We start from the raw sequence: 19,358 nt of genomic DNA, 5'->3' as shown, positions 1-19,358 counted from the left end.
ATGGATAAAATAAACGGAAAGAAGGATGGATTACAATACAATTATGCGAAAATTGCCGAATCTGAGGCGTTTCAGAAATTGCTTGCTGCCAAGAAACGGTTCATTATTTCAATGACAATCTTTTTTACCAGTTTTGCCCTGTTGCTTCCAATCCTGGCCTTTTATACCGATATCCTGACAAGACCTGCAATCGGCGCCATCTCCTGGGCGTGGATATTTGCTTTTGCCCAATTTGCCATGACGTGGGCCGTCTGTCATCTGTATATGAAAAAAGCGGCCCGGTTTGATGAGATAAGGCAGCAAATTCTACAGGAAATAGAAAGGAGTTAGGAGATGGATCCACAGGTTATTGTGCTCTTCTCGTTAATTGTGGCAGGTACGCTTTTAATTACCTATGTTGCTGCCAAAAGATCCAAAAATCCCGATCATTTTTACACGGCAAACGGGGAACTGACCGGCTGGCAAAATGGGCTGGCCATCGCCGGGGATTTTATGTCGGCTGCTTCCTTTCTGGGATTGATTGGAGCGGTATCCATTGTCGGATATGATGGTTTTTTTCTCATCTACGGAGCGCTCGTTTCTTATCTGGTTGTCCTGTTCCTGGTAGCAGAACCGCTGCGCAATCTCGGCAAGTATACACTGGCGGACATGATCTCGGAGCGGTTTCAGTTAAAAAAAGTTCGGGCTGTTACAGCCTTTAACACCATTGCTATTTCGATCATTTACATGATTGCCCAGCTGGTGGCGGCGGGTGCATTATTCAAGATCCTGCTGGATATTCATTATGTTGCCTCTGTTTTTATTGTCGGTACCTTAATGCTGATTTTTGTCTTTTTTGGGGGAATGCGGGCCACAAGTTGGGTTCAGATTATCAAAGCCATTCTGTTGCTTGGCGGTACCCTGCTGCTCTTTCTTATGGTGATGGCCAAATTTGATTTTAATATCCTGGCTATTTTTGAACAAATGAAAACAGCCACCCCTCTGAAGGAAGCCTATCTGGAGCCAGGGGTAAAATATACAAGCGGCCTTGATCCTTTTTCGCTAACCCTTGGCCTGGTGTTGGGAACTGCCGGACTTCCTCACATCCTGATCCGGTTTCTGACGGTTCCCAACGCGAAAACAGCCCGCAAGTCTGCCGTCTATTCCATCTGGTTTATCGGTCTGTTTTATGTGATGGTCGTATTTCTGGGCTTTGCAGCAGCCCGGTTTGTAGGGATTGAGCAAATCGTCGCAGCCAATCCGGCCGGAAACATGGCTGCTCCCATCCTGGCCAAAATGCTGGGTGGCAATTTCCTGTTTGCTTTTATCTCGGCTGTTTCGTTTGCAACCATATTGGCAGTCGTGGCAGGCATTGTGCTGACCAGTGCAACGGCTTTTTCCCACGATTTCTACAATGAAATTATTAAAAGCGGAAAAGCAAGTGATCGGGAGCAGATTCGCATGGCCCGCTTCGCTTCTGTCGGGGTAACTCTTCTTTCGGTTGTACTGGCCCTGTTTCTGCAAAATGAAAACGTGGCCTTCCTGTCTTCGCTTGCTTTTACACTAGCGGCCAGTTCCAATCTGCCCGTAATTGTTTTCACCCTGTATTGGAAGCGATTCAATACAACCGGTGCTATTTCCGGAATGCTGGTCGGCCTGTTTGGAACGATCTTGCTGGTGGCCTTAAGCCCAAACGTATGGAGTCCGGTGCCAGGGGAGGCCATCCTGGTCGGTACGCCCATCTTCCCCTTGACCTCTCCGGGAATTGTTTCGATTCCCCTCGGGTTTTTAGGAGCCTATGTCGGGACAATCCTCTCAAACCGAACAAGCATGACAGGGAATTTTGAGGAGATATTGGTCCGATCCAATATCCGCTATAGAACCAATAGCCCTGACAATAACTGACTTGAAAAACAAAAGGTATGTTTACAGACAAATTCATCATCGCATTATATCCATTCTTGCCCTCACTTTGAGAATCCAGCATTGCCAAAGGAGTGAACAGAAATGAAGGCAAAGTTCCGTCTGCGCGGAGTTGCCCCAACCTGTGAAGCCGATGTGGACCTGACAGGCAATGCCGTTGGTTTAGGCGGCAACCGGTACCATATGGATTGCCTGCCCTGGGACGCTCCCGTATCGGGAACGGTTTACGGGACATTGCTGAATTATAAAGGAGCACTTGAGGCACTGGGAAATGAGGTGAACGAGGCGCCTTATCTTGCACCGCCCAAAGCCCCGGTTTTATACATCAAACCGGCCAATACCGTGATTGGTTACGGCATGCCGATTCCATTGCCGCAAGGCGTACCTCAACTGGAGATCGGTGCAGCTCTGGGGGTTGTCATCGGCAGCAGAGCCACACGGGTGAGGGAAAAGGAGGCATTGGCGTATGTGGCCGGTTACACCGTGGCCAATGATGTCAGTATTCCGCATAAAAGCTTGTATCGCCCGGCCATTAAAGAGAAGGCGCGTGATGGTTTCTGTCCCCTGGGGCCCTGGGTGATGGAGCGTGATGCTGTAGTGAACCCGGATTCCCTGAGAATTCGTGTGTTTATTAATAGCAAGTTGCAGCAGGAAAATACGACCGAAAACCTGATTCGCCCGGTCCGGCGCCTGATTGCAGATGTTACAGAGTTTATGACGCTCAATCCCGGTGACATCCTTCTGGTGGGAGTACCGGAGGGGGCGCCGCTGGCAAAGGCAGGTGACCGGGTACGGATCGAAATTGATGGGGTTGGCCGTTTGGAAAATACCGTTATCCCGGAACATGAACTGGTAATGGGGGTTCGCGTATGAAACGGGCACGTGTAGCGTATTCCGGAGCTATTCACTATGCAGTGGAAGCAGACGGGAACCTGAGACTGGATGATGGGCGGATCGTTGAAGAAACGGATGTGGTCTGGCTGCCTCCGGTACAACCTCGGACGGCATTTGCCCTGGGACTGAATTATGCCGGCCATGCCAATGAACTTTCTTTCAAGGCTCCAGCGGAACCGCTGGTTTTCCTGAAAGGCCCGAACACTTTTATCGGCCACCGTGCAAAGACCCGCCGTCCGGCCAACGTAACAAACATGCATTACGAGTGTGAACTGGCTGTTGTCATGGGACGGACCGCACGCAATGTCAAAAGCGAGAATGCCTATGAATATATCCGGGGCTATACGGTAGCCAATGACTACGTAATTCGTGACTATTTGGAAAATTATTACCGCCCGAACTTGCGGGCCAAAAATCACGACACGTGTACACCGCTTGGCCCCTGGCTGGTGGATAAAGAAGATGTGCCTGATCCCATGAATCTTGCCATGCGCACCTATGTAAACGGTAAATTGATGCAGGAAGGATCGACCCGGGACATGATTTTCGGGATTCCGGAGTTGATTGCCTATTTGAGCAGTTTTATGACGCTAAGTGAGGGCGACCTGATTCTGACCGGAACCCCTGAAGGCGTCGTGGATACCAAAGCGGGGGATGAAGTTGTCACAGAGATTGAAGGCATTGGCCGTCTGGTCAACCGGATTGTCGCTGATCATCCTTCCGGAACGACCGGCAAAACCTGACAAGGAGGAAAATGATGCCACATTTTATCGTTGAATATACAGACAATCTCAGGACAGAAGCGGATATCCCGGGTCTGCTCGAAAAAATTCATGCTGTCCTCCTTTCACACAATGATATCTTCCCTGCAGGCGGTATTCGCTCGCGAGCAATTGAGCTGCACGATTACCGGATTGCCGACGGGATGGAAGATGATGCGTTTGTCCATGCCATTTTAAAAATCGGTGCCGGACGGCCGGAGTATGTGAAGAAAGCGGTCTGTGATGAACTTTTTGGTGTGATGAAGAGCCATTTTGCCGATCTGTTCGCCAAACGCTATCTGGCCCTGTCGATGGAGCTGATTGAATTTGGCGGCTTTGGCACATACAAGCACAATAATATTCATACTCGTTTCAGAAAAAAGTGAATCGGGAACTTTCCGTTCTCGATTTTTTATTCGGCAAGCAAGGTGGGTGCCCATGGCAGTTGCCAGGCTCCGAGGGAATCCTGCCGTGCACGGCAATTACCTGGCCTTCTGTTTTCGTTTGTCTTGGGGGCGTTTCTTTATATTGGGTTTGCGTTTGGCGGCGGCAATGTTTTTTCCTTTTTTCCCTTTGACTGTTTTTTTTCGTTGCCGATTGCCTTTCCCTTTGCCGGGAAAAGACGGATCTTCACTGATGTGAACAGGCGTCTTGTCCGGTTCTTTGGTGATCAATTTCAATGCTGCCGACAAAAGGGTAACGGAGTCCGTATGATCCAGCAACTCTTCAGCCAACTCGATATAGTCGCGGAAGTCGTTTTCCTGAATGACGGTCATCAGGTTTTCGATAGCGGTCCGTTGGTGCCCTTCCATCACTTCAGCCAGAGTGGGAATGGAACAGCGGGTCATTTTCCGTTTGGTTACCCGTTCAATATGGCGAAGATGTTCCATTTCCCGAAATGTGGTCAAGGTCGTGGCAACCCCTGTCTTCCCGGCGCGTCCGGTTCTTCCGATTCGATGGATATAGCTTTCGGGATCCTGAGGAATATCAAAATTATAGACATGGGTGACACCGGAGATATCCAGCCCGCGTGCCGCAACATCGGTTGCCACCATAATATCGATGGTTCCATCCTTAAAACGGCGAATAACCGTTTCCCGACGGGCCTGAGACAGATCTCCATGGATTCCCTCTGCAGAATATCCGCGTTTGTTAAGGCCTTCGGTCAATTCATCCACCCGTTTTTTGGTACGGGCAAAGACGATCGCAAGTTCCGGTGCCTGAAAATCGAGCAGGTTGCACAACACATCAAATTTTTGTTTGGGAGCCATTTCAATGTAAACCTGTTCAATGTTTGGCATCGTCATTTCTTTGTCTTTGATTTTTATTTTTGCCGGCTTGGTCATGAACTTGTCGGCAAGTTTTTTGATATCCGGGGGGACAGTTGCCGAAAACAGCAGTGTTTGCTTCTCCGGAATATCAGACAAAATCGTTTCAATATCCTCGATGAACCCCATTTGCAGCAGATCATCCGCTTCATCCAGCACCACCAGACGGATGGTCTGGAGACGAATCGTGCGGCGGCGGATATGATCGAGGAGACGGCCCGGTGTCCCGACAATGATTTGCGGTCTTTTTTTGAGAGAGCGGATTTGCCGGTTGATATCCTGCCCGCCATAGATCGGTAAAGCCCGAACTTTCTTGTCGTGGCCAATCCGGTTCAGCTCCTCTGCTACCTGAATGGCCAACTCCCGTGTCGGCGTAATGACAAGCCCTGTGACCCCATCCGGTTCCGGGGAGGCTTTTTCAATTAACGGAATCCCAAAAGCAGCTGTTTTTCCTGTACCGGTCTGGGCCTGTCCCAGCAAGTCACGCCCTTCCAGGGCAATGGGAATGGTCTTTTTCTGGATTGGTGTAGCCTCTTCAAACCCCATCCTGTTCAGGGATTCCAATATAGCGGGACTCAGGCCCAGTTCATTAAATTTCGTCAACGTGTGTTCCCCTTTCAATGGTTGCTGTATAAAAACGCATACGGGTGGTTTCATGGCAAAATGGTCCCCCCTGAGTGGTTTTGTATATCCATAGTTTTTTGACGTTTGCCGGTTTGCTATACCTTTTTGAAAGCGTTCCAATTTCTCCAGGAAGAAGAGGAACCACCGCTTCGTTTATCCTTCAGAATTCCGGGTTCATTCGGGTGCCTTTGTCCTGCCAATTATTCCAAGATCTTATTCATTGCGAGGGGTTCCAGGGGGAATCGGGGACGGTGTGAATGCTGCACGGGGCAGGGAGTGGTGCACTTGTCCAGAACATAACCATTTTTTTCTCAGGATATCCGTTCAAAGGTAAAAAAATATTATAACCCGGGATTGATTACAATTCAACAATTATTCGAGTTTCATTTATGAATCTATTTACTTATAATTATTTTATTAATTAATAATTATTGCAGGTGAAGTAATGATTGGGCGTTTCAGAAAAAATAAAAGGTTGTTCAAGTTTTATTATCTGTTTATGATCCCTGTTATTGGAGTTCCTGAAAGTACCGTCAATAAAGAAAAAGCAAGAATTCTTACAAAAGACGAGTATCTACTCAAGATTCAGGATCATTTGGAATCGCTGGCGGAAATTGAACACCGGCGCTGGTGTGCTTTCCATTTCCTGCGTGGATGGGATGTATATCCGAATCCGACTGCCGAGAAGACAAAGGATGAAGAGATGAAGTTACATGGTTGCCTCGTTTCCTGGCAGGAACTTGACCACGTCATCGAACAGGTGGGAGAAAACTGTAAGAATTACGATCGGAATTCAATCATCGGTTTGTATGACATGTGGAAAGAACTTGATTATGAGATTGTCGTTCGTGAGGATGGGTAGATCCATTACATATTTGAACTGAATTAAAAACCTTTCCGGTCAGAGCTATTACTTACAGCAGATTTCTTTTGTTGTGGAAGTTTTTTACTAAGGAATAAGTTAAGGCCAGGGTTATTTACCATTATTTTGTAGTAGACAGGATATAAATACAATCTCAGCTATTTAATCTTCTTAAAATATATAGTTGGTATATATTTGGAGGGAGAAAAATATGAACAAGTACCTTCATCAATTTATGGTAGTTGTCCTTTTAGTATTATTTGTTGTTTTTGGTGCAAGTCCTGTTTTTGCAACTGGAGGAAGTTTTGACGTACCTCAAGTAGATAGCCATTTTGAACAAGTTCAACCAGATCCACCATCAACAAAGGAAGAACAAATTGATTCAGGATTGCCCAAGAAAAACAATCCAGGTTTTTGGAAGCGAATAATCACATCGTTTAAAAATGTCGGGAATAAAATGAAGGAAACCGCTGTTCATATTTGGCAGAAAACCACAGAATTTGTTTCTGAACATAAATTACTGACTTCGTTCTTCATAGGAATTACAATCATTAGCATTTATGCCCGATTTTCCAAGGGCTTTTGGAAGGGAGTAATGGGCGCAATTGTTGATACGATTAAAGGGGTTATTGATCTGTTTTGCCATCCGATTAACACGATAAAAGGTATAGTTTATGCATTATCGCATCCCGTTCAGACAGGAAAAGCAGTTTGGCGAGCGATTTCTGATTCATGGGAACAGGATATTGTCCATGGTGATGCCGAAAGTAGAGGGTATTGGTTAGGAAATGTTTTTGGGCAGTTTGTATTGTCTTTTGCAGGAACGAAAGGAGCAGATAAAGCAGCCAAGTTTAGCAAAGCATCAATGACGGGTAAAATCGGACAAACATCCAGTATTAATAAAAAAACAAATCTTGTACGGAAAGGACTGCAAAAGTTTCATTTCCCACAAGCAATTACAAGGATAAGAAGCAGTTTTTCAAGTTTGGGACAACTGATACTGAAAAATAAGGTTGCTGCTTCGGTCATTACGGTTTTGGGAGTAACAGGCGGATTTATTACATTGAACCCTGAGGTTGCCCTCCAGGTAGTTAATAAAATCACAGTAACTGCTGAAAAATTTGAAGTTAAGTCTGCTTTTAAAAAAGCAGAGAAATGTTTTAGTTATAAACAGTCTCCAAAATATTTGGCATCAATTAATTTGCCTGGGAACCAATTATTTGATTGTTTGTATCGGAGTGATAATGACTTTTATTCAAAAAGCCGGCCAAGCCAAAAAGGTAATCCAATAGGAAAGGCTTATATTGATAAGAAAACAGGTGATCTCTATCCAGCTGATATAAATGGAAATATCTCTGTAACTGATCATGTCTTAAATCAAAATAAAAGCAAGTCTCCTTTTATTTCGGTAACTCCAAATAAGACCAATGATTTGGTATATGGGGAAAATCAGATTGAAATTGATTTTAAAAGTCTTCAAAGAGATATTAAAAGCGGGAAATTAAAAGGCGTAGAGATATATTTTCAGGATGATATAATAAAAGATTTGCAGAAGAGTTTAAGGGCAAAAGAAAAAGAATACCAAGATTATATAAGTAGAGGCGGGAAGAGTCAAAAAAGAATTAAAGGGTATAAAGAAAAGATACTTAAATTAAAAAATGCGGTCAACAATACAAAGAGGGATAGTGAAGTATTAATTAAAGGAATTATTCCTTCAAAGTATATAAAAGGTCCTTATAAAATAAAGCAAAATAGTTTGGAGACATGAAAAATGGAAAAAGAGATTATAATAGCAAAAAAATTACTGGAATATGATCTGGATGGAAACTATTTGGGATTGTATGGAGTTAGGGATTTAGATGAAGAGGATCTTAATCAAGATTGGATTGAACAAGTTAACCAATTAACCTTTCATCCAAATCCGTGGATCCGGTTTGAATCTACATTTACTCTTTTATGCTGGTATCAGCCAGAAGGATTAAAAGCTTGTTTAAGATTGCTGGAAGAAGATATTCTTAGCCACTATGATTCGGGATATCACCATCGTTTATGGGGGCAAGATTGCGGCTATGAAGAATTGGCTTTTGTCTCATTTGGAGTAATCGAATCTAAGCTGGAAAATGAAGTTTTAAAAAGGTTTCTCTCGCCTGGAATTTATGGTAGGTATCATTTTATCGAAGGCATGTTTATAGCTAAATTTGTACCAGAAAATGGGTTTTGTTCGAAAGATCGAATTATTCGTTTTAAAGGTAATTTGCAAGAAGCGATGGAAGCATCGTTTTCATCATCTGAATTACACTATCCGGAATTGCAAGCTTCCTACTGTCTGGAACCGTTAGTAGCAATGAGAATTGATGAACCTGTAAAGTTACTGGAGCGTTTCTTTTATTTACCTGAAAAAAAGCCGGATGCCCGTTATCAGGCGATAAGAGCTGCAAAACATTTGGCAGATGGAAAGGAGGTATTAAGGCATTGGCTCTCTAAAACAGAGGACGAGCTTTTAACAAGATGGATTCAAAATACCCTGAGGGATTTAACAAAAAAATAACACGATAAAGGCTGTGATCATCGTGACAATTTATTTTTACAGAGTAAATGAACCGTATGGCTGTTTTTCCAATTTTTCTGCGCATGGCTTCATGCTTGATGGAAAATGGTGGCCCACGAGTGAACACTATTTTCAGGCACAAAAGTTTTCCGGAACCCCTTATGAAGAACAAATTCGGCTGGCAAAAACACCGATGAAGGCAGCAATTATGGGCCGGGATCGAAATCTTCCTCTGCGGAAAGATTGGGAATGGATTAAGGATAATGTGATGAAGAAAGCAGTTCTACAAAAGTTTAAAAACCATGAAGATATTCGTGCCATTTTGTTGGCAACTGGTGACCAACTGATTGTCGAAAATTCGCCTGTTGATCATTATTGGGGATGTGGTAAAGACGGAAAAGGGAAAAACAAGCTTGGGCAAATCTTAATGGAAGTTCGGGAAATTCTCCGTGAAAAAGGGAAAGCAGTAGTTGATCAGTAAGTGTAAGCAGTGCACGAATCAGGTATTATGGTTAAAGATGAGTTGGCTTGTTTCAAAAAAAAGCCTGTCAGTCTCTGAAATCCGAAAAATAGAGACTATGCAGGCTTTTTAAATTTATACTAAATTGTTTTATTGTATTTATATTTTTTAAGAAATGGTTAACAAAGAAGGGTTTTATCTTTCTTTGCAGAATAAATTTTTATTGATTTTCTTTATTGCGCCAGGACTTTTTTCTGTATGCCTGTAAATCAAGGGAGGGGCCAAAATGAACAGGTATTTCTTTTTGGTAATTGTGGTGGCAGTTATTTCAGGTTTATTCCTTTTGCCGGGAGGAGTTTTTGCCCAGGATGTAACTGCTTTGGAAAAAGAAGTAGAGAGGCTTCAGTCTGAAGTTCAAAAGCTGCAAACTCAAAGCGATGAGTACCAGTTTTTAAAGGAGCAGATCAAGGATTTCAAAGACTCGGCAAAAGCAGAACTGCAAAACTACCGGACTTTCGTTGAGGGTGAGTGGGATAAATTTCTTGGTTTGTTGAATATAATTGGGGTTATTTTGCTGTTTGTCATTGGGGCATCATGGTGGGAGCTTCGAAAGGAAGTTAAAAATGTCAGAGAAGAAGCTGTTCAAGAATTTAAGAATCGTGCTGATGAAGAATTGAAACTGTTATTTCATGAGTGGGACAACAAAGCAAAAACAAAAATCAAGACATTGGATGAAATGATCAATAGAGAGCAGGAATATAAAAATGCCAGGATTTTAATCATGGGTTCACAAAAAGATTTGGATGAAATGAAAAAATATTTAGATCAGGCAATGGTAAAACGAGGAGTCGAAAATTTTATTTACCAAGAATTAGCATCAGATCTACAAGAGTTGAAATTAGATCAGATTAATCAGAAAGTGGAAGATGCAGAGATTATTGTTTATTACTATGAACCAGGGGAGAAAAATGAAGATCCCAGAATGAGAGAGATTGTTCAATTGCTTGTTAAAGGTAATTTTGATATTCCGTTCATTATTTATAACTACGAAAGAGGCAAAGTTGAAAATGAGAATGATAAAGAAGCCATTAGTAAATATATCTGGACTTTATACGCCAACACACCAACAACCTTATTAGGACAAATTTTTACCTGTATCCATGCCACGAGAGAAGGAAGGGATGAGCGTGCCTCTCGTTAAGATCAAAACCCGGTTTTGCAGCGTAACCCCGCTTTGTTTGCATGGAGCGGACAAGAATCAGGCAGAGTTGCGTCTTCCTTCCATTAAAGGAGCGCTCAGGTACTGGTACCGGGCAGCGTGTCCGGATTTTTCCGAGAAGACTGATTCGGGAATCACCAAAGAGGAGCTGCTCTTTGGCGGAACAAGAGGGAAAGCGGGGCAATCCGCTTTTTTGATGCGTTTAGCAAAAAAAGAAGATATCAAAATAGTACGGGATCAGTACAATCGAAAATGTTTTTCCGGAATCAAGTTTGAGCTGGAATTTCTTTTGCGACCCAATTTGGGTAACGATATTAAACCGGACTGGCGCGGGCTTTTGACCAGCATTTGGTTGCTTGGCCATTTGGGCGGGCTGGGGTCAAAAAGCCGAAAAGGGTATGGAACGATTGCCCTGGAGTCATGGTCAGCAGAAGAAAGTGAAGAGATTCAACGGTTGATAAATGATTTTTCTATTGCTCATGAAGCAAAATCTTCTAGAGAATTGGAAGAGATTCAAGCAATTATGGATGATTTCCCCATTGCCCATGAAGCAGAATCATTTGAGGAATGGGAGGAGAAATTGCGAACCGGCTGGGAGAACATTGTGGAAGAGGGATATCTGTCTGAGAAACCGGAACATACTGTGCTGAATAATAATTCTTCCCTATATATAAGGGAGGAAAAAAAGGTAAAAGAAGCAGGAGAAAAAAGGGAAGTAAAAGATACAAAAGATGCTTTAGGCAATGGATTAGCATTGATTAAGCAGTTTCGTTCAGAGAATCAAAAAGAAGGGATGATCTTTGGAGCCCCATTGAGAATGAGGGGAGAAAGTATTATTCCAAAAGATTATAACCGATTGCCTTCATTGATCTGGTTGAGGGCTTTTCAAGTTGGGAACCAATACTATTCTGCCTTTTTATTCTTGACTGCACCATTTCCAGAGTTGCAAACAGAAATAAGAAAAGGAAAAGGTAAAAAAAATAAAGTTTATAAAAATTATCCAGTGAATCAAAATGATGCCGTCAGGTTATTTAAAGCAAAGTTGAAGGCAAACAACTACCGGAGGATTTGTGGACATGAGTAATAAAATCATTCATTTTTCAATAGGTCCGGTACAGGGATTTATTGCGGAGTCCAGGCGCACACGGGATCTGTTGTCCAGTTCTTTTCTGCTTTCCTATTTGGCCGGTTGTGCAATGGCGTATGTCATGGATCATGGAGGAACCGTTGTTTTTCCAAAAGTGGACGATGATTTATTAGTTCAGGCAATCAGACAAGAAGGAAAAGTACAAGAGAAGCCATTCATTGGATCACTGCCCAACCGGTTTAAAGCATCGGTACCTGCCGATTTTGATTCTGGGCAATGCGAGGATGCGGTTCGAAAGGCCTGGAAGAAAATTGCTGATGCTGTTTGGGAATTAACGGTTGCCAAAGTTCGTCATCGAGGAAGAAATACAAGGGAGATCTGGGATCGCCAGGTGGAGAACTGGTGGGAGCTGACCTGGGTAATTGCGAAAGAACCAAGTGTATTAGATTACCGAAAATACTGGCGTGATTACATCCCCTCAGACGAACCGGGAGACAAATGCACTTTGGTACCCCGTTTGCAGGAGTTGTCCGGTTATGTCCGGGCTCGTGAGAGAGACAAACAGAAGACTTTTTGGGATTGTCTGCGTGAAACGATAAGTAAAGAGTATCCATTGGACCTAGGGGACAAGGAACGGTTAAGTGCCATCGGCATGATCAAGCGTTTTTTCCCTCATGTCGCAGAAGAAGCAATCGGTTGGTCATGGGAGGATGAAGCGCTTCACTTCCCTTCAGTAAAATATATTGCCGCTCATCCCGGCATGATACGGGCACTCGAAAAATGCCCCGAGATGGCGGAAGCGTATGGAAAAGAAGCTAAAAAAAGTGGAATCTATTCTGTTTCATTAAAAGAACATTTTCCTTTTTTACAGGCCAAAGCCAAAGAAAACGATGCAAATACCTTTATATCCCTCGATGCAGCAGCATTTTATCCGAATGAATTGGAAGTGCTGATTGAAGAAAAGAAAGTACCCAAATATTTGCTGGATTATTTAAATAATCTCATCAAGGAAATGGGTCAGCCTTTTAGCCGATACTATGCCCTGCTAATGATGGATGGAGACCGACTGGGCAATTTGTTAAGGAATAGAGATGAAGTGAAGGTTAGTAAAGCATTGTCTGTTTTTTGCGATGGTTTGGAGAAGGACATACGGGATCACTATGAAGGAGTAACCATCTATGCCGGCGGTGATGACGTCATGGCCATGTTTCCGATGGATCGGGCTTTGGATGCAGCGGTGGATTTATCTCAAAGGTACAAAAAATCATTTAATGAAGTGTTCCATGAAGTTATTCAGGAAGCAACCAGTTCAGCAGCCATTTTGTTTGCGCATTATAAGGTTCCTTTAAGAGATGTGTTAAATGAAGGGCGCCGACTGTTGGATGATATCGCCAAAGCGAAAACTGGCCGGGACAGTCTGGCGATGGGTATATGGACAAGTTCAGGGATGTCGGTCACCTGGTCTGCTCCTTGGGATACCATAATAAAAGAAAAGGAAACCAATCGAACGGTGTTTGATGAAATCATGGCCTCTTTGCAAGGTAAGAGAGAAACACTTCTATCCAACAGTTTTTTGTATAAATTGCAATCTGTTTATGAACCGATGCCCTTACTCGGAGAGAATCATAAAGAAAAAATAAAGCGTCTTGTTACGGCGGATTATATCCGGATATTGAGACCAGAAAACGATTTGTTGAAAAAAGAGGCTGAAGAACAGATTGAATGGTTGCTTCAGGTATGTTTTGTGGCAAAGCGGAAAGTGAAAGGCAAAGACGTAGTTATCGAGCAGACAGATCAATTTGAAACGGATGGAGCACTATTGGCAAAGTTTTTGGCACAGGAAAGGATCGGGGAACATGAGTAAATGGCTCTTCAGATTTCGTGCGTTGGATACGTTTTTTTTCCGGGATGGAACCCCATTTCATGCGGAGGAACCCGGAGTGACACCGCAAGGCGTATTTCCACCCTCGATTTTCACCTTGCAGGGTGCAATCCGGGCCGCACTTGCTTACCATATCAAAGAATGGGTTCCCGGGAAGAGATGGCCGGAAGAATTGGGCAGGGTGGAAACAAAAGGACGTTCCGCAGAAGAATTACGAAAAAAATGGTCTGAACCGGATGATCTGGGCTGCTTGCGATTGTCGGGCCCTTATCTGCAAGTGGACGGCAAAAGATATTTTCCTGCTCCGCTCTTGCTTATAGGGAGAAAAAAAGAGAAAGAGAAATGCTGGGAATTGACTCGTCTAAAACCAACTACAACCCGCTACACGAGTGATTTGGGGGAAGAGTTGCAATATCTTAAACCCGAGAAGAAGATTCCTGACAGCAAGTTAATCGCAGGCTGGCTGAATGGCGAAGGAATGGAAGCTGTATTAAACGAGGAAGTCCCTGATCCTCAGTCACTTTTGATTCCCGGAGATAAATGGAAACCGGAGCGGCGTGTAGGGATTAAAAGGAATGATAAGAGGACGGCAATGGATCATCATCTTTACACTATCACGCATACCCGTCCGGAGCAGGATGTAGAAGTGGTGGTTGAGGTTGCCGGGTTGGATCAGGATTGGCAGCCTCTGGGAAAAATCATGAATCCTTTGGGAGGAGAAGGCCGGTTTGCTGAAGTGATGGTAGAAGAAGCAGGACAAAATACAGATTTTCCAAAGATGCCTGCTGCAGAACAATTTGTGGCTCAGGATGGGAAACTGCGGTTTACGGTTTCTTTACTCACGCCGGCCAGATATCCTGATATGAAAAAAGCAGTGCTGGAAGGGCCGCCAAAGATTCAGGAGACCTTAAAATCTGTGCGCTACATTTCAGCCAGTGTCGGAAAAGCGATTCAGATTGGCGGGTGGAATGTAGTAGCAAGGTGGCCGCGGACGTTGCAGTCTTTTTTGCCGGTTGGCAGCACCTGGTTTTATGAGGCGTCTATGGATGAGTTGCCTGAGTTAGCAACACTTCATGGAACGTTGACCGGGGAACTTGAGGCTTATGGCATGGGACAAATCGTGATTGGAACCTGGAAACAAGGGGGAGAACAAAAATGAAAGGCTATATGATGGGCATGTTGGCGGAAACACACATTCATCCGGGAGCGGGACAAGTGTACGGCGTCATTGATCTGCCGGTAGCACGGGAGCAGACAACGGATTACCCCATGATTCCTGGATCGGGACTAAAAGGGGCATTAAGGGATAAATATAAAGAGGAAGGAGTAAAGGACGTAGAATATCTGTTCGGAAAAGAGGATCAAGCCGGGGTATTTGGCGTGACGGATGCCCGCTTGTTGCTGTTGCCTGTCCGGTCTTTTACCGGGCATTATCGATGGGTGACTTGCCCGTATTTGATCAAGCGGTTGTATCGGGATTTGCATCTGATTGGGTATGCTGACCGGAACAGACTCTCACTTCCGCTGGAATTTCCCGGGTTATCAGAAGAGAAAATGATTACTGCAACACAAGCAAAAGACGGGCCGATCTTTCTGGAAGAGTTTACCTTTGAAGTGGTACCAGATCGAGAACGAATCGAACAACTTGCTGCCTTTACAGGATTATTGATTCACCATGATTGTTTGAAAGAGGAATTGCCTGAACGGCTTTCAATTATTACGGATGAGGAATTTGCCCACTTTGCCCGCTACGCATTGCCGGTGAACTTTCGCAACGAATTGGAGAACGACACAAAGAAAAGCAAAAGTTTGTGGCAAGAAGAAGTGATCCCGCCCGATACTCTTTTTTATACACTTTTTATCGCAAGACTTGGCAAGGACGAGGATTTAAAAAGGGTGCTAGCTTATCTGAACAAAAATGTTTACCTGCAAGTAGGCGGAAATGAGACTGTTGGCCAGGGCTGGATGGTTACCCGGGTTGTGGGGGTGGATTCCGATGAGTAATACACTGGATCAACAACGTGCGGCTTATTCACTAAAGGCAGTGGATGAAGTAAAAGGGAAAGTCGAGAAAAAAAAGAAAGATCAAAAGTGGGAAAACAAAGGTGATGATTATGCCGGTTATGTGGTGAATTTAGCCGGAGCGATTCGCATCAATGGATTGGGGCAAGCCCTGGCACAGTTACGGGCCGCGGCAAAGGACAAGAAAAAAGAAGATCCGCATGAATGGCTTTATCAGCATATTAATTCATGGATTTGTAAGGAACATCAAAAATCTCGTTTTAAGGGCGAGGACGATTTGCTTCGGGCATTAGTAAGGAAAGATCGTAAAGATTATCAATGGGCTGTAGTGGAAACGATGGCCTTTTTGGAATGGCACCGAAAGATTGCTGTTGCTGAATTGAAAAAGACGGAGCCTGGTAGTAAGGGGGAAAAAGATGGCCAAGAATAATAGTCAGTCTAAAAAGGAAGAAGAAAAAGAGAACAATAAATTTTTATACCACTCATGTTCAGTTCCACAAAACTTGCAAAAGTCACGGCAAATAAATACCGGACTTTTCTACGAAAAATTTTGTGATCAGTGGATAGAGATATGTGATGAGGAAGAGTGTGAGAAGAGCCAAAAAATAACTATAACACTTGGTGAAAACAAGCAAGAATGGATAAAAAAATTTGATAATTGGGTTGGAAATAGACAAATAATTGAGCATGCAGTATATAGAATGAGGCGCCTAGTCAAACAAAGACACGGCAAAATGATTTATATGAAAACCACCTCCCGCTTTATTCCGGGGATGGGCCGCCCCCATCCGGTGGAAAACGGGGTTAACTGGCATCCTACATTGGGAGTGCCTTTTCTGCCGGGTTCGTCGGTAAAAGGTGTGGTGCGGGCTTGGGCGGAATCTTATAATAAGGTAGATGAAAAAACAATAACTCGCATTTTTGGCCCGAAAGAATTGGAGAAAAGTGCTGGCAGCGTGATTTTTTTTGATGCATTGCCAACCCGGCATGTTCGTTTGGCGATGGATATCATGACACCGCATCATTCAAATTATTATCAGGGGAAAACCAAAAATCCGCACGAATGGGAAACGCCCAACCCCATTCCTTTTTTGGCGGTGGATGAGGGGCAGACGTTTGTGTTTGCGATTGCTCCCCGGCGATTACAGGATCAGGAAGATTTGGTTCAAGTGGAGCATTGGCTGAAGGAAGCACTGGAAACGATGGGTGCAGGTGCCAAAACGGCAGTTGGTTATGGAAGATTTAAAAAGCCATAAAGAAAACAGGGTCGCCGGTGTTGGAAAATACCTGAATCGGCGACCATGTTTTATAAGTTTGCAAAAGTTTATTAACCATTGTTATCTGTTGTTAGATAATAAATTTATTATCCCGGACTCCAGAAAAAACATATAGAGGAAGACGATTTCAGGACTCCGTTCCGTCTCTGCCTTGCAAAAGAAGCATTCATGGCGCTCAGCATTCCTATCCAGGCAGGCTCTTTACTCTCTTAAGCTCAGACAATTTCGCCCGTTTTTCCTGGAAGTGAATGCTTGTAGCGGCACCTACATCACTTGCTTCTGAAAATCGCTTTCTCATACTTTGTCGACAAGCTGAGATAATAAATATATTATCCAACAGGACGTTAACACTCGTATTCTTGGAAAGAAATAAAAAATCATGCCTTGGTTGCCAATTTCAAGAATCATTATAACTGTTTGCTGTGGCTGAACTACTTATTGTGAACAGAATCGAAAGGGGATACAGAAATGGATCAATGGCAATATTTCCTGAATTTTATCTATTATTTGGGTGCAGCGATTCCGCTTTTGCTTTTTTGGCCGTCTTTTCTTCCCGTTTGAATATTGCTGTCGTGATTTTGATAGCGGCGCTGATCAGCTATTAACAGTTACACAAGTAGCCAGATTTGAGCCATTTCTGTTCACCTTAACCAAAAGGTGAGGGGGGATGGCTCTTTTTTTTGCAAAATTTTGGCTTGCTGGGGAACCTTTCTTTTCGCATATGAATAATTTGGTGTAAATCGATGGATATGACCGGGAAATATTCTCATTGCTTGAAACAGTAAATCCTGTTAATATCGAACTAAATTATACTAATTTGATTGGATTTAACGATTTTTACCGAGGAGGCATAGAGTATGTCTGAAGAAGTTTTTTTTAATGAGTTATTTGATCAATGGGCTGAGGATTATGATGAAGCCGTTGCCGGCGGCAATGAGGAATACCGGGAAGTGTTTGAGGGGTATCCCCGCATTTTGCAGGCGGTGGCCGATTCGCTTGCGCTCCCCAAAGGAAGTGTGGTCATGGAGTTCGGCGTGGGAACGGGCAATTTGACAAGCTTGCTGCTAAAGTCAGGTTACCGGGTGATCGGCATTGAACCCTCAGCGGCCATGCGGGAAAAAGCAAAAGCCAAATTGCCGGATCTGAAACTGTATGATGGTCACTTTATGCATGTACCGGACGGACTTCCGTCAGTTGATGCCATTGTGAGTACATTTGCCTTCCACCATCTGAAAGATGAGATGAAAGACCGAGCGCTTCAGGATTTGGCCAGGCGTCTCAATCCTGGCGGGAAGATCGTCTTTGCCGATACGGTATTTCGTGATGAACAAACCAAACTGGCAATGCAACAGGAAGCGGAGGAGCGGGGTTATCATGAGCTTGCCTCCGATTTGAAGCGGGAGTTTTACACTACGGTGGGGCGGCTGGAACAGGCATTTCAGCAAGCGGGGTTTACTGTCCGATTTAAACAGCTGAACCGTTTTGTATGGCTGATCGTAGCTGAACAGAATCAAAAAAATTGAATCCGGTGGAAGACTGCAACAAAATATAAATGAAAAACTATGTTCCATTTCCTGATGTATCAGTTTTTGCTTCCAAGCGGCTTATACTGAAACTATTTTGTCTGTTACTTTGCTTCGTGTCTGGATTTGATAACCATATACCGGAACATGGAATTCTGTTTAAAGCTGTAAGATTGTTCGAATCTTACGGCTTTTTATATGAGAATGTAAAATCTTTTTCGGGGTGAAAGCACAATAGCAACTATATAAGAAAATGGACTCACTTATAAAAGTTCGTATTTTGTAAAATATCAAATTATTCTTGACAGAGAAAACAGCTTTCTATTAGTATTATGTTAACCAAACGATATTTATAAAAACGTAATATATCAAAAATAAAATTGATTGGGGTGGATGGCGATGTCAGAACAAAATGCAGTGCCGCATTGCCCGTTTTGTGAATCAGTTGATGTAGAGCTTTATTCCATTTTTGGAACAGCGCAGCTGGTTCGCCAGTATTACTGCAACAGCTGTCGCAGTGTGTTTGAATTTATCCGGTGGCAGGAAAAAATGGTTGAGCAGGAAAAGGCGTATAGCCGATAACAGGTGATCATTATAAAGGGGTTTGAGCAGACGGGATTTTTAAAAAAGCTGGTTTTTGAGACGAAGTGGATATCAATGCTACGGGAACAAGCACAATGATGTTTTGCTGTCCCGGAAAGGAAGGTGGCATACAGTTTGGACTTTCCTCATTTGTATACTAGCAACGTTTCAAAAAATCCATCTTCCGGTATGTTTTCTCCAAAGTCCAAGTATTGGTCTGGTAAAACCAATAGAGCTTGATGACAAACCCCAGGCTTTTTTCACAAGAAAAGGGCTTGGGGTTGTATATTTCAGGGAGATAAACAAATGAAGGAAATTCAATTTATTCATTAGCCGGACCACAAGGCTTTTTCCTCTCTTCGAGAGGAAAAAGCCAGTTTTTTAACA

Annotated in this window: 19 protein-coding genes; 18 read left to right on the top strand and 1 reads right to left on the bottom strand. The window is 43.5% G+C overall.

All coding sequences use genetic code 11. From position 1 onward, the window contains the following. The 5 genes from H2C83_RS15830 (at position 1) to H2C83_RS15810 (ending at position 3,943) form a co-directional block, all read left to right on the top strand. The gene (locus H2C83_RS15830; RefSeq protein WP_181742151.1) at positions 1–330 is read left to right on the top strand and encodes a DUF485 domain-containing protein; all 330 of its coding nucleotides are present in this window, start codon (positions 1–3) and stop codon (positions 328–330) included. A gap of 3 nt (positions 331–333) precedes the next feature. Further along, positions 334–1,884: a solute symporter family protein gene (locus tag H2C83_RS15825; RefSeq protein ID WP_181742150.1), complete on the top strand. Its 1,551-nt coding sequence runs from the start codon at positions 334–336 to the stop codon at positions 1,882–1,884. A gap of 102 nt (positions 1,885–1,986) precedes the next feature. Beyond that, entirely contained in the window at positions 1,987–2,775 is a 789-nt protein-coding gene (locus tag H2C83_RS15820; RefSeq protein WP_181742149.1) for a fumarylacetoacetate hydrolase family protein, read from the top strand. Beyond that, entirely contained in the window at positions 2,772–3,539 is a 768-nt protein-coding gene (locus tag H2C83_RS15815) for a fumarylacetoacetate hydrolase family protein (protein WP_181742148.1), read from the top strand. The genes H2C83_RS15820 and H2C83_RS15815 overlap by 4 nt, the downstream gene beginning before the upstream one ends. Positions 3,540–3,553: 14 nt before the next feature. Further along, entirely contained in the window at positions 3,554–3,943 is a 390-nt protein-coding gene (locus H2C83_RS15810) for a 5-carboxymethyl-2-hydroxymuconate Delta-isomerase (RefSeq protein WP_181742172.1), read from the top strand. Positions 3,944–4,039: 96 nt separating this feature from the next. Here the strand turns inward: H2C83_RS15810 and cshA are convergent, their stop codons facing one another. After that, on the bottom strand, positions 4,040–5,488 hold the full coding sequence (cshA, locus tag H2C83_RS15805) for a degradosome RNA helicase CshA (protein ID WP_376766372.1): 1,449 nt from the start codon (positions 5,486–5,488) through the stop codon (positions 4,040–4,042). Between the two features lie 520 nt (positions 5,489–6,008). Between cshA and H2C83_RS15800 the strand changes: the two genes are divergently transcribed. The 13 genes from H2C83_RS15800 to H2C83_RS15740 all read left to right on the top strand — a co-directional run bounded on the left by H2C83_RS15800 (position 6,009) and on the right by H2C83_RS15740 (position 18,971). Next, positions 6,009–6,371, top strand: a complete 363-nt coding sequence (locus tag H2C83_RS15800; protein ID WP_181742146.1) for a hypothetical protein — start codon at positions 6,009–6,011, stop codon at positions 6,369–6,371. A 211-nt stretch (positions 6,372–6,582) separates the two neighbouring features. Further along, the gene (locus H2C83_RS15795) at positions 6,583–8,139 is read left to right on the top strand and encodes a hypothetical protein (protein WP_181742145.1); all 1,557 of its coding nucleotides are present in this window, start codon (positions 6,583–6,585) and stop codon (positions 8,137–8,139) included. 3 nt (positions 8,140–8,142) lie between these two features. Continuing rightward, a complete protein-coding gene (locus H2C83_RS15790) occupies positions 8,143–8,919 on the top strand; it encodes a hypothetical protein (protein ID WP_181742144.1) in 777 nt (258 codons plus the stop codon). Between the two features lie 13 nt (positions 8,920–8,932). Further along, the gene (gene ybiA, locus H2C83_RS15785; protein ID WP_312853943.1) at positions 8,933–9,400 is read left to right on the top strand and encodes a riboflavin biosynthesis intermediates N-glycosidase; all 468 of its coding nucleotides are present in this window, start codon (positions 8,933–8,935) and stop codon (positions 9,398–9,400) included. A 265-nt stretch (positions 9,401–9,665) separates the two neighbouring features. Continuing rightward, positions 9,666–10,580, top strand: coding sequence for a hypothetical protein (locus H2C83_RS15780; RefSeq protein ID WP_181742143.1), 915 nt, complete (start codon positions 9,666–9,668; stop codon positions 10,578–10,580). Then, a complete protein-coding gene (gene cmr1, locus H2C83_RS15775) occupies positions 10,561–11,682 on the top strand; it encodes a type III-B CRISPR module RAMP protein Cmr1 (RefSeq protein ID WP_181742142.1) in 1,122 nt (373 codons plus the stop codon). Before H2C83_RS15780 ends, cmr1 begins: the two co-directional genes overlap by 20 nt. Next, complete coding sequence (gene cas10 / locus H2C83_RS15770; protein WP_181742141.1) at positions 11,675–13,549, top strand: type III-B CRISPR-associated protein Cas10/Cmr2; 1,875 nt, start codon at positions 11,675–11,677, stop codon at positions 13,547–13,549. The genes cmr1 and cas10 overlap by 8 nt, the downstream gene beginning before the upstream one ends. After that, entirely contained in the window at positions 13,542–14,726 is a 1,185-nt protein-coding gene (locus tag H2C83_RS15765; RefSeq protein ID WP_181742140.1) for a type III-B CRISPR module-associated Cmr3 family protein, read from the top strand. The genes cas10 and H2C83_RS15765 overlap by 8 nt, the downstream gene beginning before the upstream one ends. Further along, complete coding sequence (gene cmr4, locus H2C83_RS15760; protein ID WP_181742139.1) at positions 14,723–15,571, top strand: type III-B CRISPR module RAMP protein Cmr4; 849 nt, start codon at positions 14,723–14,725, stop codon at positions 15,569–15,571. Before H2C83_RS15765 ends, cmr4 begins: the two co-directional genes overlap by 4 nt. Next, complete coding sequence (gene cmr5, locus H2C83_RS15755; RefSeq protein ID WP_181742138.1) at positions 15,564–16,019, top strand: type III-B CRISPR module-associated protein Cmr5; 456 nt, start codon at positions 15,564–15,566, stop codon at positions 16,017–16,019. Before cmr4 ends, cmr5 begins: the two co-directional genes overlap by 8 nt. Before the next feature lie 313 nt (positions 16,020–16,332). After that, positions 16,333–16,845, top strand: a complete 513-nt coding sequence (cmr6, locus tag H2C83_RS15750; RefSeq protein WP_220184228.1) for a type III-B CRISPR module RAMP protein Cmr6 — start codon at positions 16,333–16,335, stop codon at positions 16,843–16,845. An 878-nt stretch (positions 16,846–17,723) separates the two neighbouring features. Further along, positions 17,724–18,389: a class I SAM-dependent methyltransferase gene (locus H2C83_RS15745; RefSeq protein WP_181742136.1), complete on the top strand. Its 666-nt coding sequence runs from the start codon at positions 17,724–17,726 to the stop codon at positions 18,387–18,389. 399 nt (positions 18,390–18,788) lie between these two features. After that, positions 18,789–18,971, top strand: coding sequence for a PaaD-like zinc ribbon domain-containing protein (locus H2C83_RS15740; RefSeq protein ID WP_181742135.1), 183 nt, complete (start codon positions 18,789–18,791; stop codon positions 18,969–18,971). The last annotated feature ends 387 nt before the right edge of the window (positions 18,972–19,358 follow it).

Origin of the sequence: Thermoactinomyces mirandus (genome assembly GCF_013868055.1) — a bacterium.
GTDB lineage: Bacteria > Bacillota > Bacilli > Thermoactinomycetales > Thermoactinomycetaceae > Thermoactinomyces > Thermoactinomyces mirandus.
Note: the sequence above shows the minus strand (reverse complement) of the source record. Positions and strands in the feature narration are given on the sequence as shown.

Coding starts and splice junctions, on each gene's coding strand:
- H2C83_RS15790 (WP_181742144.1), top strand. CDS start 8,143: ATGGAAAAAGAGATTATAATAGCAAAAAAATTACTGGAATATGATCTG.
- cas10 (WP_181742141.1), top strand. CDS start 11,675: ATGAGTAATAAAATCATTCATTTTTCAATAGGTCCGGTACAGGGATTT.
- H2C83_RS15820 (WP_181742149.1), top strand. CDS start 1,987: ATGAAGGCAAAGTTCCGTCTGCGCGGAGTTGCCCCAACCTGTGAAGCC.
- H2C83_RS15740 (WP_181742135.1), top strand. CDS start 18,789: ATGTCAGAACAAAATGCAGTGCCGCATTGCCCGTTTTGTGAATCAGTT.
- H2C83_RS15745 (WP_181742136.1), top strand. CDS start 17,724: ATGTCTGAAGAAGTTTTTTTTAATGAGTTATTTGATCAATGGGCTGAG.
- H2C83_RS15780 (WP_181742143.1), top strand. CDS start 9,666: ATGAACAGGTATTTCTTTTTGGTAATTGTGGTGGCAGTTATTTCAGGT.
- cmr5 (WP_181742138.1), top strand. CDS start 15,564: ATGAGTAATACACTGGATCAACAACGTGCGGCTTATTCACTAAAGGCA.
- H2C83_RS15810 (WP_181742172.1), top strand. CDS start 3,554: ATGCCACATTTTATCGTTGAATATACAGACAATCTCAGGACAGAAGCG.
- cmr4 (WP_181742139.1), top strand. CDS start 14,723: ATGAAAGGCTATATGATGGGCATGTTGGCGGAAACACACATTCATCCG.
- H2C83_RS15795 (WP_181742145.1), top strand. CDS start 6,583: ATGAACAAGTACCTTCATCAATTTATGGTAGTTGTCCTTTTAGTATTA.
- H2C83_RS15815 (WP_181742148.1), top strand. CDS start 2,772: ATGAAACGGGCACGTGTAGCGTATTCCGGAGCTATTCACTATGCAGTG.
- H2C83_RS15825 (WP_181742150.1), top strand. CDS start 334: ATGGATCCACAGGTTATTGTGCTCTTCTCGTTAATTGTGGCAGGTACG.
- cmr6 (WP_220184228.1), top strand. CDS start 16,333: ATGAAAACCACCTCCCGCTTTATTCCGGGGATGGGCCGCCCCCATCCG.
- H2C83_RS15800 (WP_181742146.1), top strand. CDS start 6,009: ATGATCCCTGTTATTGGAGTTCCTGAAAGTACCGTCAATAAAGAAAAA.
- H2C83_RS15830 (WP_181742151.1), top strand. CDS start 1: ATGGATAAAATAAACGGAAAGAAGGATGGATTACAATACAATTATGCG.
- H2C83_RS15765 (WP_181742140.1), top strand. CDS start 13,542: ATGAGTAAATGGCTCTTCAGATTTCGTGCGTTGGATACGTTTTTTTTC.
- cmr1 (WP_181742142.1), top strand. CDS start 10,561: ATGAGCGTGCCTCTCGTTAAGATCAAAACCCGGTTTTGCAGCGTAACC.